Annotated in this window: 11 protein-coding genes and 3 tRNA genes; 1 reads left to right on the top strand and 13 read right to left on the bottom strand. The window is 54.2% G+C overall.

The annotated features are described in order from the left end of the window. Nucleotides 1-54 precede the first annotated feature (54 nt). The 9 genes from hflC to nnr all read right to left on the bottom strand — a co-directional run bounded on the left by hflC (nucleotide 55) and on the right by nnr (nucleotide 10,264). A complete protein-coding gene (gene hflC, locus HV318_RS16050) occupies nucleotides 55-1,059 on the bottom strand; it encodes a protease modulator HflC (protein WP_182273490.1) in 1,005 nt (334 codons plus the stop codon). A 2-nt stretch (nucleotides 1,060-1,061) separates the two neighbouring features. Next, nucleotides 1,062-2,324: an FtsH protease activity modulator HflK gene (hflK, locus tag HV318_RS16045; RefSeq protein ID WP_182273489.1), complete on the bottom strand. Its 1,263-nt coding sequence runs from the start codon at nucleotides 2,322-2,324 to the stop codon at nucleotides 1,062-1,064. A gap of 56 nt (nucleotides 2,325-2,380) precedes the next feature. Continuing rightward, nucleotides 2,381-3,661: a ribosome rescue GTPase HflX gene (gene hflX, locus HV318_RS16040; protein ID WP_182273488.1), complete on the bottom strand. Its 1,281-nt coding sequence runs from the start codon at nucleotides 3,659-3,661 to the stop codon at nucleotides 2,381-2,383. 74 nt (nucleotides 3,662-3,735) lie between these two features. After that, nucleotides 3,736-4,047 carry an RNA chaperone Hfq gene (hfq, locus tag HV318_RS16035; RefSeq protein ID WP_182273487.1) on the bottom strand — a complete coding sequence of 104 codons (312 nt, stop codon included), beginning with the start codon at nucleotides 4,045-4,047 and terminating at the stop codon, nucleotides 3,736-3,738. Between the two features lie 85 nt (nucleotides 4,048-4,132). Then, entirely contained in the window at nucleotides 4,133-5,083 is a 951-nt protein-coding gene (gene miaA, locus HV318_RS16030) for a tRNA (adenosine(37)-N6)-dimethylallyltransferase MiaA (RefSeq protein ID WP_182273486.1), read from the bottom strand. Continuing rightward, nucleotides 5,076-6,920: a DNA mismatch repair endonuclease MutL gene (gene mutL, locus HV318_RS16025; protein WP_182273485.1), complete on the bottom strand. Its 1,845-nt coding sequence runs from the start codon at nucleotides 6,918-6,920 to the stop codon at nucleotides 5,076-5,078. The genes miaA and mutL overlap by 8 nt, the downstream gene beginning before the upstream one ends. 9 nt (nucleotides 6,921-6,929) lie before the next feature. After that, complete coding sequence (gene amiB / locus HV318_RS16020) at nucleotides 6,930-8,270, bottom strand: N-acetylmuramoyl-L-alanine amidase AmiB (RefSeq protein WP_182273484.1); 1,341 nt, start codon at nucleotides 8,268-8,270, stop codon at nucleotides 6,930-6,932. Between the two features lie 16 nt (nucleotides 8,271-8,286). Continuing rightward, on the bottom strand, nucleotides 8,287-8,748 hold the full coding sequence (gene tsaE / locus HV318_RS16015) for a tRNA (adenosine(37)-N6)-threonylcarbamoyltransferase complex ATPase subunit type 1 TsaE (protein ID WP_182273483.1): 462 nt from the start codon (nucleotides 8,746-8,748) through the stop codon (nucleotides 8,287-8,289). Beyond that, nucleotides 8,741-10,264: a bifunctional ADP-dependent NAD(P)H-hydrate dehydratase/NAD(P)H-hydrate epimerase gene (gene nnr, locus HV318_RS16010; protein ID WP_182273482.1), complete on the bottom strand. Its 1,524-nt coding sequence runs from the start codon at nucleotides 10,262-10,264 to the stop codon at nucleotides 8,741-8,743. Before nnr ends, tsaE begins: the two co-directional genes overlap by 8 nt. Here nnr and queG point away from each other — a divergent pair. Then, nucleotides 10,263-11,402 (top strand): tRNA epoxyqueuosine(34) reductase QueG, encoded by a 1,140-nt coding sequence (gene queG / locus HV318_RS16005; RefSeq protein ID WP_182273481.1) that lies wholly within the window; start codon nucleotides 10,263-10,265, stop codon nucleotides 11,400-11,402. The two genes, nnr and queG, sit on opposite strands and share 2 nt — an antisense overlap. 270 nt (nucleotides 11,403-11,672) lie before the next feature. On the opposite strand, the gene HV318_RS16000 is transcribed toward queG, so the two are convergent. From HV318_RS16000 to orn, 4 genes are all read right to left on the bottom strand, one after another. Further along, nucleotides 11,673-11,748, bottom strand: a tRNA-Gly gene (locus tag HV318_RS16000). Between the two features lie 46 nt (nucleotides 11,749-11,794). Next, a tRNA-Gly gene (locus HV318_RS15995) sits at nucleotides 11,795-11,870 on the bottom strand. A 46-nt stretch (nucleotides 11,871-11,916) separates the two neighbouring features. After that, a tRNA-Gly gene (locus HV318_RS15990) sits at nucleotides 11,917-11,992 on the bottom strand. Nucleotides 11,993-12,190: 198 nt separating this feature from the next. After that, nucleotides 12,191-12,736 carry an oligoribonuclease gene (gene orn / locus HV318_RS15985; protein WP_182273480.1) on the bottom strand — a complete coding sequence of 182 codons (546 nt, stop codon included), beginning with the start codon at nucleotides 12,734-12,736 and terminating at the stop codon, nucleotides 12,191-12,193. Between the last annotated feature and the right edge of the window lie 70 nt (nucleotides 12,737-12,806).

Genomic DNA, 12,806 nt, shown 5'->3' with positions numbered 1-12,806 from the left:
GAAAACCACCGCTCCGTAGAGAGCGGTGGTTTGAATACTCAAACGAGCCTGAGTTTATCGCGTTGCGTTAGCTGGCGTCTTCATATAACGGAAGAAATCGCTGTCCGGGCTGAGCACCATCACATCCTGGTTGCTCTGGAAGCTATTCTCGTATGCACGCAGGCTACGGATAAAGGCATAGAAGTCCGGATCCTGGCTGAATGCATCGGCAAACAGCTTCGCCGCTTCGGCATCACCTTCACCGCGCAGAATACGGCCCTGACGCTCAGATTCAGCCAGCGTCTTGGTCACTTCGTAATCCGCCGCAGCACGCAGCTTCTCAGCCTCTTCCTGGCCCTGTGAACGGTGACGACGGGCAACCGCTTCACGCTCAGCGCGCATACGGTTGTAAATCGCCTCAGACACTTCCGTTGGCAGGTTGATCTGCTTGATACGCACATCGACCACTTCGATACCCAGTGCCGCCATACTGTTCGGGTTAATCACCGGCACTTTGCCGTTGGTTTCAGCCTGAACACGCTCAGCCGCTTTGGCAATCGCATCATCTGCTGCCGGGGTAGAGACTTCGTCTTCTGTACCCGCAGAACCGGAGTTCAGCGCATCGCGCACTTCCAGGGTCAGACGACCACGGGAGTCGGTCACGATGTCTTTCACATCCAGACGACCAATCTCAGAACGCAGACGGTCAGAGAACTTACGTTTCAGCAGCACTTCCGCCTGAGAAACGTCACCACCGCCCGTTGCCAGGTAGTAGCGGCTGAAATCACTGATACGCCATTTGATGTAGGAATCAACGATCAGGTCTTTCTTCTCTTTGGTCACGAAACGGTCAGCCTGGTTATCCATCGTCTGGATACGAGCGTCGAGCGTTTTCACTGATTCAATCAGTGGGATTTTAAAGTGCAGGCCTGGCGCATAGACCAGCGGTTTGTTCTCGCTGTCGCGCAGAACTTTACCAAAACGCAGGGTAATCCCACGCTCACCCTCTTTCACGACAAAGATAGAGGTATAAAGTACGACCAGTACGATGATGATGATCGCAATAACTGACTTACGCATCCTTATTCCCCCTGACGCTGGTAGTCGTTACGCTGCGCGTTAGCACGGCGTTGGTCCATAATGTCACCATCGTTCGAAGAAGGCGTGGTTGTTGCGCTTGAGCTGCTGGATGATGCAGGTGGCAGACGCAGCAGGTTGTTGGCACCGCTGGTGTCAGCCTTCGCTGCCGGAGCAGAACCGCCTTTCAGCATCTGATCCAACGGCAGAACCATCAGGTTTCCACCTTTGTTGTCGTTAACCAGCACTTTACGCGTATGGCTCAGCACTTTTTCCATCGTCTCGATATAGAGACGCTCGCGGGTAATTTCCGGCGCGGCTTTATATTCCGGCAGGATCTTCGCGAAACGAGCCACTTCACCCTGCGCTTCCAGGACAGTCTGGGTCTTGTACGCGCGCGCTTCTTCAAGAATACGCTGTGCCTGACCGTTAGCACGTGGCTGAACTTCGTTGGTGTACGCTTCCGCTTCACGGATGTACTGCTGTTCGTTTTCACGAGCGGCAATCGCATCATCAAACGCGGCTTTCACCTCTTCCGGCGGACGGGCTGCCTGGAAGTTGACGTCCAGCAGGGTAATACCCATGTTGTACGGACGAATGGTCTCTTCCAGCTCACGCTGGGTATCGCTACGAATAACGGTACGACCTTCGGTCAGGATACGGTCCATCGTGTATTTACCAATCACGCCACGCAGTGCGCTATCGGTCGCCTGCCGCAGGCTGTCATCAGCGCTGGTTACGCTAAACAGATAACGTTCAGGATCGGTCACGCGGTACTGTACGTTCATCTCAACGCGCACCACGTTTTCGTCAGAGGTCAGCATTACGCCGGTGGCCGCCAGTTCACGGACAGACTCCACGTTCACTGCGGTCACATCGTCGATAAAGGTCGGTTTCCAGTTCAGACCCGGTTCAACCAGATGGCTGAACTTACCGAAACGGGTGACCACACCGCGTTCTGCTTCTTTAATGGTGTAGAACCCGGTGGCAGCCCAGATGATCACCACGGCAGCGGCAACAATACCCACCACGCGGCCACCCATTTGCGGGCGCGGCCCCTGAGTGGAATTTCCACCCGAGCCAGAACCTTTACCTCCGCCAAGACCACCCAGCTTTTTGCTGAGCTTGCGGAAGATATCATCCAGATCCGGCGGCCCCTGCTCGCGACCACCTTTGTTGCCATTTCCCCCAGAGTTGCCGCCTTGATTATTGCTGCTTCCCCACGGGTCGCGGTCTTGTCCGTTATTACCGGGCTGATTCCACGCCATGTATATGCTCCATATTTGTTATGCAAGGGCGAATTATTCAGGCATCCCCTTTCCGATCAGACGATATAGTCGACCAGTGCAGGTTCTTGTTTACAGAGGCGACGCCAGTCAACGATCGGCATACGCACCTGCATCCCCACGCTGCCGTCATCCTCCATCCACTCTTTTTCTATCGCCTGAAGCTGATAAAACCGGCTGCGCAGCCTGCCTTCCTGTGGCGGCAATCGCAGCGTGTGCTGAGCTACCTCACCGGAAAGACGTTCTGTCAAAGCCTGGAAAAGCAGTGGCACGCCAATACCGGTCTGGGCAGAAAGCCAGACCCGAATCGGTTTGTTCTCTTCATCTCTATCGATACGCGGTTCAAAATCGTCCAGTATATCGATCTTATTCATCACCAACAGCGTTGGAATTTCGTGAGCGTCGATCTCTTCGAGCACCACGTTTACCGCGTCGATGTTCTCCTGCACGCGCACGTCTGCAGCATCAATCACGTGCAGCAGCAGGGTCGCCTGTCGCGTCTCCTGCAGGGTGGCTTTGAACGCCGCCACCAGGTCATGCGGCAAATGACGGATAAACCCTACGGTATCCGCCAGAACGGTTTCACCGACATCGGCAACGTCAATACGACGCAACGTAGGATCCAGGGTCGCAAACAATTGGTCTGCGGCATACACCTGGGCCTCAGTAATCTGGTTAAACAGGGTGGATTTACCGGCGTTGGTATACCCCACCAGCGACACCGTCGGGATGTCGGCTTTAGTTCGCGCCCGACGTCCTTGTTCACGCTGTTTTTCGACTCTTTCCAGACGCGAAAGGATCTGGGTAATACGGCCACGCAGCAAACGGCGGTCGGTTTCGAGCTGGGTTTCACCCGGACCGCGCAAACCAATCCCGCCCTTTTGTCTTTCAAGGTGGGTCCAGCCACGCACAAGCCGCGTTGCCAGATGGCGCAACTGCGCCAGCTCAACCTGTAGCTTCCCTTCGTGGGTACGCGCGCGCTGAGCAAAAATATCTAAAATCAATCCTGTGCGATCGATGACACGGCATTCGCAAAGCGCTTCAAGGTTACGCTCCTGAGCCGGAGACAGCGCATGATCAAACAACACGACTGACGCACCGGTTGCTTTTACGGCATCCGCAATTTCAACTGCTTTACCTTCACCAACAAAATACTTTGGGTGCGGCGCTTTACGGCTACCGGTAATCACCTGCATTGCTTCGACACCGGCGGAAGAGACCAGAGATTCAAACTCCTGGAGGTCTTCCATATCTTTGTCTTGCGAAAAATAGATGTGTACCAGCACCGCCTGCTCACCGGCATCATAACGGTCAAACAAGCGTAAACCCCTCAAAAATGATCAGCGGGGAACGCAGGATCCCTGGCTCCCCGTGTGGATAACAGCCAGAGACCTTATTCGTTCTCTTCGCTGTCCTGCGCTGGAGTTGAAGAACCCTGCGCGCTGCTGCCATGATGGTAGTTACTACCCGTGCCGCCGCCAGCGTTATTGCTGTGATGAGATACCGGACGAGACGGAACAACGGTAGAAATAGCGTGCTTGTAAACCATCTGGCTGACCGTGTTTTTCAACAGGATCACGAACTGATCGAAAGATTCAATCTGACCTTGCAGCTTAATACCATTCACCAAATAAATAGAAACTGGAACACGTTCCCGACGCAATGCGTTCAGGAATGGGTCTTGTAAAGATTGCCCCTTAGCCATTCTATCTTTTCCTTATATGCTTGTTTTGTACTTAGAACCTTGCGATTCTGAAAAATTGCGCACGATACGATTCAATTGTACACATTCAGTGAGCGATATCACCAACAACCTCAATCACTTCGTTTAGCGCCTGTTGCGGTTTTTCACTGTCTAACCAGTGAACACCGTCCCAACCGCGTAACCAGGTAATCTGGCGCTTCGCTAACTGTCTTGTGGCGCAAACACCTCGATAAACCATTTCATCGTATGAAATCTCACCTTCAAGATACGACCACATCTGGCGGTATCCCACACAACGAATGGAAGGCATATCCGTATGCAAATCTCCACGGGCAAAAAGCGCCCGCACTTCTGCTTCAAAATCTGAAGCTAACATCTGATGAAAACGCTGCTCAATTCGTTGATGGAGCAGTTCACGGCTCGCCGGGGCGATGGCGAACTGATGCACCTGATACGGCAGAGCGTCTCCTGACGTTTGCGTCAGTTCCGTTAAAGTTTTACCCGAAATGAAAAAAACTTCCAGTGCCCGGGAAAGCCTTTGCGGATCATTTGGATGAATACGTGCTGCGGCAACGGGATCAATCTTCGCCAGTTGCTGATGCAAAACGTCCCATCCCTGCTCTGCTGCCTGCTGCTCAATTTTTGCTCTGACTTCCGGATCCGCAGATGGCAGTGGTGATAACCCTTCCAGCAACGCCTTGAAATAGAGCATGGTTCCGCCAACCAACAGCGGTATACGTCCCGCCGCCGTTATCTCGGCCATTTCGGCTAAGGCATCGCGGCGGAAGTCCGCTGCGGAGTAAGCCTGAGCCGGGTCAAGAATATCCAGCAAACGATGCGGTGCCGCGCGCAGTTCTTCTGCGTCTGGCTTCGCCGTGCCGATGTCCATTCCCCGATAGATGAGGGCGGAATCAACACTAATCAACTCTACAGGCAAAACTTTACGTAACTCAATGGCTAACGCCGTTTTGCCGGAGGCCGTTGGCCCCATTAAAAAAATCGCCTTAGGCAGGCTCGCCTTGCTTACGTCAATCATGTTTCAGGGCGGTCATCGCCGTTTGTAAATCAACAGGTTGTAATAATCCACCCGGCGGCATTTTCACCAGATGCGGGCAAAGGCGTTCAACCTCCGCCAGCACGGTAATCGCCTGCGCCATGCTCCACGGTGCGTGTTCGCTTGCCAGATGGCGGGCGATCCACTGCGCGGTATTGGCCGCATCAAACGTAGTTTGCTGCGCCAGGTAGCCTATCAGTTCAGGAATCAAGTTTTGTAAATTTTGTTGGCGTAAGGGTAAAGGCACTGCACGAATTGTCACATGCTGTGCTTCCAGTACGATTTCAATACCCATCCGGGCAAGCTGCGCTTCTACACGCTGTAATACCTTTGTTTCTTCAGGGGATATTTTTAGCCGGACCGGGATCAACAACGGCTGTGCGCAGGCCGCATTTTCCCCCGGTGTGAGCTGCACCTGTTTTAGCCAACGCTCCGCTACCGGTAAGGCCAACAGCACCAGCCTGCCATCACGTTCAAGTAATGCCATGTCAGGAGCAACAATCGTCAGTACCCGCCCAAAACTCTGACTATGGCCTTCCAGGGAAGACGTCGGCACCTCAATGTGTGCCTTACGCTCCACAGCCGGAGTATCCAGCAATTTACGGTACAATGCCCCTTGCTGCTTTTGATAGCCGGGCTGGGCGTTCGGATAGTTCGCTCCGGTTGGGCGCGGTGCGCTCTCCGTCGATGAAAAACGCGGCGCTGCCGGTTCGCGTGCAACGGCAGGTTCAGCAAAATGGTTACGCCCCGCCGCTACCCGGTTTTCCGGCAACGGACGCGGTACCTGAACCTCATTTTCCAGCGGCAGCGTCGGTGCAACCTGCTGCTGCAAGACGCTCAGCACTCCCTGATAGATAAAATCATGCACCAGACGTGACTGATGAAAACGAACCTCGTGCTTGGCAGGGTGGACATTCACGTCAACCTGATGCGGGTCGATCTCCAGATAGAGCACAAACGCGGGCTGCTGATCCGCGCCCAGCTTGTCTTCACACGCCTGACGAATGGCGTGGTTAATCAGACGGTCACGCATCATACGACCATTTACGTAGCAATACTGGATCTCAGCAAATGCGGCGCTGCTTGCGTTTGGATCGGCAACCCAGCCGCGCAGGGCCAAATCGCCATGCTGCCACTCGATGGCCAGCGCATTTTCCAGGAACGGTGTTCCGCAGATAGCGCCTAAGCGGCGCTCCTTCTGCCCGCCTTCCGCCACCGCGCGGTACTGACGCATCACCTTGCCGTTATGGCTGAGATTGATGGTAACGTCGAAACGCGCCAGCGCGATACGGCGGATAATCTCATCAATATGGCCAAATTCGGTCTTCTCGGTACGCATAAACTTGCGCCGGGCGGGAGTGTTGTAGAACAGGTCTAATACTTCCAGCGTGGTACCGACAGGATGAGCCGCAGGCTTGACCGTCACGTCCATATCACGCCCTTCAGCATAAGCCTGCCAGGCTTCCTGCTGTTCAGCCGTGCGGGAGGTGAGCGTTAAACGGGAAACAGAACTGATACTGGCCAGCGCCTCGCCGCGAAAACCGAGGCTAATAATCGCTTCCAGATCGTCAAGCGAGGCAATTTTACTGGTGGCATGACGCGCCAACGCTAACGCCAGCTCGTCTTTTTTGATGCCACAGCCGTTGTCACGTATGCGGATAAGCTTTGCGCCACCACGTTCGATATCAATATCAATGCGGGTTGCGCCCGCATCAAGGCTGTTTTCTACCAGCTCTTTCACCACCGATGCAGGACGTTCCACCACCTCACCGGCGGCGATTTGGTTCGCAAGCTGCGGCGGTAGAACCTGAATCGGCATGAATTCTCCTTAGTTTGTCGCGGTCATCTCACCCGGTAGCGCGGCACTGGCCGTCTGGCCTGCTCCACCCTGCGGGGCGGACTGCAGCGGATGCGCGTCAAAATATTTACGCAGACCGTTATAAATCGCTTCGGCAATTTGCTGCTGGTAACTGTCGCTTCCCAACAAACGTTCTTCACCGTTATTGCTGATAAAGCCCGTCTCTACAAGGATGGACGGAATATCCGGCGAACGCAGAACCCCGAGGCTGGCATGTTCAGGACGACGCTTATGCAGCACGCCAATGCTTTGCAACTGGTTCAATACATTAGTGGCCACATCATACCCGACGCGCTGAGAATGACCGAACTGTAAATCCAGTACTGCCTGGCTGAGGTAAGGGTCAGACTGGCTGTTTGCCAGCACATCTCCCGCCCCCCCTAACAGTTCAGATTGCTTTTCATGCTGCTCCAGCCAGCCCGCCATTTCGCTGTTGGCCCGACGGTTTGAGAGCACCCAGACGGAAGCGCCGGTTGCATCGCGGTTTGGCGCAGCATCCGCATGGATTGAGACCAGGAAGTTGGCATTCTGCTTACGTGCAACGTCCGAGCGTCCCATAACCGAAATAAAATAATCCCCGTCGCGGGTCAGCACACCTTTAAACATCGGGTCGTCGTTTAAAAGCATCCGCAGCTTACGGGCAATAGCGATAGTGACGTTTTTCTCTCGCGTACCGCCAGGGCCAATCGCACCAGGATCCTGTCCACCGTGGCCTGCATCAATAGCGATAATGACTTTATCGCCACTGACCGCACGACGCGCACTGGCCGCCGGACGCGGTGTTGCCGTATTACTGCTGGTGAGACTGGTAATACGATCATTGTCCGATTTAAACGGGTTACGCGCAGGTTCAGAAGGACGCGGGGTATAAACTGGCTCTTCCACGCGTTTTGCCACAACCGGTGGCGGTGGTGGAGGCGGAGGTACGTCAGCATTGATGGTAAAGACCACCATATAATTCGCGCCGTTTTGCTGCTTCACGGCCTTCGTTTTGCCCTTTTCGGTCAAATCGACCACCAGTCGGAGCGACTGACTGTCTTTAGCCGTACCGGAACGAATACTTTTCACCAGGTTGTTACCGCTGAACTGCAGCGGCAATCCCTGGATCACACCAGTCTGTTTGATATCCAGCGCCACACTGTGGCTGTCTGGTTGTGAAAAATCATACTCAGGATCGCCCATAAAGCTGAGCGTGATCCGGGCCTGGCTATCCCCGTTCGACACCTGAATATCCGAGAGGCTTGCCGCCCCGGCCTGTGCGCACAGCAGTACCGTCGCAGCCAGCAACCAACCTTTAACGCGATTTATCATCCCGTTATCCCTACGTTCAACCGGCTAAACGCGCCAGTAAGGAACACCCTGATGAGGAAACAGCACTGATGCGTGCCTCACGCCCTTGTGCCTGGTAATCTAAGTGAATTTCGACATCCGGGTCAGGCAACACACCCGCACCTTGTTGCGGCCACTCCACCAGGCAAATGGCATCGTTGGCAAAATAATCGCGGATCCCCATAAACTCCAGCTCCTCAGGATCCGCAAGGCGATATAAATCGAAGTGATACACCATGAGGTTTTCAAGCGCGTACGGTTCTACCAGCGTGTAGGTTGGGCTTTTTACGTTTCCGTTATGGCCTAACGCCTGCAGAAAACCACGGCTGAAGGTTGTTTTACCCGCGCCTAAATCACCATACAGATAAATGACGGTTGCCCCCTGACAGGCCTGCGCCACGCGCTTGCCGAGATCTAAAGTGGCTTGTTCATCAGGTAAAGGAATCGCTCGATTAGTCATTTTCTACGTCAATCACATCCGGGTTAACAACACGCCTCAGCGTGCAAAAAAGATCGGTGGCCAGCATACCGCGTGTTCCATAACGTGCAGCAAGCCTGTCAGCCGCTGCGCCGTGGGCCACGCAGCCCGCACAGGCTGCATCATAAAGGGGAAGTTTCTGTCCAAGCAATGCGCCGATAATACCAGAAAGCACATCGCCCATGCCGCCGCTCGCCATACCTGCGTTTCCGGCATCAATAATGCCTTGTGCATCGTCGCTGGCGATAACGGTTCCCGCCCCTTTTAACACGGCAACACCTCCATAACGTTTTACCAGACGCTGAGCAGAAAGTAAGCGATCGCTTTCAATTTCTGCCACGCTACAGTTAAGCAGCCGCGCGGCTTCGCCGGGGTGTGGTGTCAGAATGCGATTGTGACGCTTATCCGGGTTGATTGCCAGAAGGTTCAGCGCGTCGGCATCCCACAGCATCGGTTTACGAAAATTCTCAACTTTTTGCAGGGCTTGTTTGCCCCAGGCCTGCTGCCCGAGCCCAGGACCAATCACCACGACATCCGCCCATTCGAGGCTTTCCTCAAGCATTTGTGGCGTCAGCTCATGCACCATCAGTTCCGGGCGGGCGGTGATTATTGGCGCAATATTTTCTTTGCGCGTCAGCACGCGAACCAACCCCGCACCACTGCGTACAGCCGCTTCACCCGCCATGCGGATAGCACCTGCCGTGCCGTGGTCGCCGCCAATAATCACCAGACGGCCATGTTCGCCTTTATGCGATGTCGGACGGCGCGGTGGTAGCCACTGCACAAGCTGCGAAGCATCAAAGCGCGAAAGGCGCGTCACCTGTCCGGCAAGCCAGTGCGCCAGCCCCAGCGCATCATGGTGTAGTGTACCCACCACATCCCGCGCTTTCCCGGTGAGTAATCCAGGTTTCAGGGCAATAAACGTTATGGTGTGCGAGGCATAGATCACCGCCCCCGGGGTCGCTCCGGTCTGCGCTATCAGACCCGAAGGAATATCCAGTGCCACGATCGGCGAGGTATGCGCATTAGCATGCTCAATCAGCGCCGCAAGATCCTGACGCGGAGCACTGCGCAGGCCAGTACCCAGCAGGCCATCAATAATCACGTCGATCTCATCCGGCCAGACAATATCCGCCGCGTGAATCACACCACCGGCATTCAGCCAGGCTTCCCGCGCCATACGTGCTTCATCAGGAAGCGGCTTATCACTCTCCAGCGCCAGCAACGTCACACGGAGCCCGGTCGCAACGGCCAGACGCGCCACGACATAGCCGTCTCCACCGTTATTGCCATGCCCGCATAAAATCAACCAGTGTGAGGAGCACGGGTAGGCCTCCCGGGCAACGTTGAACGCCGCTTCGCCCGCGCGCTGCATCAGTTCATAAAGGGTAATGCCGAGGCTGTCTGCGGCCTCTTTTTCGGCGCGTCGGAGGTCATCCGCATGCCAGATGGAATGTGGTATACTTGCAGGGTTTTTCTTCACTGTATGGTCCGTCATGTCACAGCCCCTCGATCTCAATCAGTTAGCGCAAAACATAAAACAGTGGGGTGCTGAGCTTGGCTTCCAGAAGGTAGGTATTACCGATACCGACCTTTCCGCCAGCGAGCCGAAACTTCAGGCATGGCTGGACAAACAATACCACGGCGAAATGGAATGGATGGCGCGTCATGGCATGATGCGTGCGCGTCCACACGAGCTGTTGCCGGGCACATTACGCGTCATCAGCGTGCGCATGAACTACCTGCCGGCTAACGCGGCATTTGCGCGCACGCTCAAAAACCCCTCCCTCGGTTACGTCAGCCGGTATGCCCTGGGGCGTGATTACCATAAGCTCCTGCGTAACCGCTTAAAAAAACTCGGGGAAACTATTCAGCAGCACTGTGTTTCGCTGAATTTTAGACCGTTTGTCGACTCTGCGCCTGTTCTTGAGCGCCCCATCGCCGAAAAAGCCGGGCTTGGCTGGACAGGTAAGCACTCACTTATCCTTAGCCGCGACGCCGGATCGTTCTTCTTTCTCGGTGAACTGCTCATTGATTTACCGCTGCCGGTGGATGGCCCGGTAGAGGAAGGCTGTGGCCGCTGTGTAGCCTGCATGACCATCTGCCCGACCGGCGCTATCGTCGAGCCCTATACCGTTGACGCCCGCCGCTGCATCTCCTATCTCACCATCGAACTGGAAGGGGCGATCCCCGAAGCATTTCGCCCGCTTATCGGCAACCGCATCTACGGCTGCGACGACTGCCAGTTGATCTGCCCGTGGAACCGCTATTCACAGCTCACGGACGAAGAGGACTTCAGCCCGCGTAAAGCGCTGCACGCCCCTCAACTTATCGAGCTGTTTGCCTGGACCGAAGCCTGGTTCCTGAAAGTAACAGAAGGTTCGGCCATTCGCCGTATCGGCCATCTGCGCTGGCTGCGTAATGTCGCCGTTGCACTGGGTAACGCCCCGTGGGATGAAGCCAACATTCAGGCACTCGAAAACCGTAGAGGTGAGCACCCACTTCTCGATGAGCACATAGAATGGGCGATTGCGCAGCAAATCGAGAAGCGAAATGCCTGCGTGGTCGAGGTGCAGTTACCGAAGAAACAACGTCTGGTGCGGGTAATTGAAAAAGGGCTTACACGGGATGCTTGATATATTCACAGCCTGTGAATAAAAATAAAAACTCAAGCGCCATCTGGCCTGGCAAACAGGTCAAGTGATCTCACTAACATTTTGAAATCAAATTTTCTTAATAAAATTCAATAAATTAAAGAGATACTATTCACCCTGCGAAGTTTTTACCATTATCAGATAAACAACAGGTTCTGTGGATAACTCTGTTTACAAGAGTATTTCAGATACAATAGAAAACGTCCCCAACGAAGCATTTCGCTGTGGATATTTTTGAGACGAAGAAGAATTTGGAGCGGGAAACGAGACTCGAACTCGCGACCCCGACCTTGGCAAGGTCGTGCTCTACCAACTGAGCTATTCCCGCTTGGGTGGTTCTGATGCTGTGTGTATCTTGCGATACTTTCAAATTTTGGAGCGGGAAACGAGACTCGAACTCGCGACCCCGACCTTGGCAAGGTCGTGCTCTACCAACTGAGCTATTCCCGCTTGGGTGGTTCTGATGCTGTGTGTATCTTGCGATACTTTCAAATTTTGGAGCGGGAAACGAGACTCGAACTCGCGACCCCGACCTTGGCAAGGTCGTGCTCTACCAACTGAGCTATTCCCGCAAATCTGCACTGCTTTTGTTGCTGTCGTAACGTGTAATTCTCTGTCGTTACGGGAGGCGCATTATACGAGAAATCCTTTTAGCTGCAACCCCCCTGAAAGCGATTTTTTCAAAATCTTGTTCAAGTGATTAATTAATCGGCAAGCTGCACAATTTAGCGACAAAAACCCGGCAGCGCAAGGGTACCGGGCCTCAAAAATCACAGCTTAATAAAATTCTCGCGGTAGTAAGCCAGTTCCGCGACGGACTCACGGATATCATCCATCGCCTGATGGGTACCCTGTTTTTTAAAGCCGTCCAGAATTTCGGGTTTCCAGCGACGAGCCAGCTCTTTCAGGGTGCTGACATCCAGATAACGATAATGGAAGTAGGCTTCCAGTTCTGGCATGTACTTAAACAGGAAGCGGCGATCTTGCCCAATGCTGTTACCGCAAATAGGTGATTTACCTGCCGGAACCCACTGTTTCAGAAACTCAATGGTCGCAAGCTCGGCATCACGATCGCCCTGCGTGCTGGCCTTCACACGATCCACCAGACCGCTGCCGGTATGGGTACGCACGTTCCAGTCGTCCATCAGCGCAAGTTGCTCATCAGACTGATGAACTGCAATGGTTGGCCCTTCCGCCAGAATATTGAGGTTTGCATCAGTGACCAGCGTGGCAATCTCAATGATGCGATCGCGCTCGGGATCCAGCCCGGTCATTTCAAGATCAATCCAAATCAGGTTGTTTTCATCTGCGCTCATGTTATTTTCCACCCTTCTCGTATAACCAGCGGTAGCAGGTTAACTAGTATTAATTAGAGTGTATCATAGA

It is taken from the genome of Enterobacter sp. RHBSTW-00901, from assembly GCF_014103115.1.
GTDB lineage: Bacteria > Pseudomonadota > Gammaproteobacteria > Enterobacterales > Enterobacteriaceae > Enterobacter > Enterobacter cloacae_P.
This window is presented reverse-complemented; position numbering and strand designations above follow the sequence as displayed.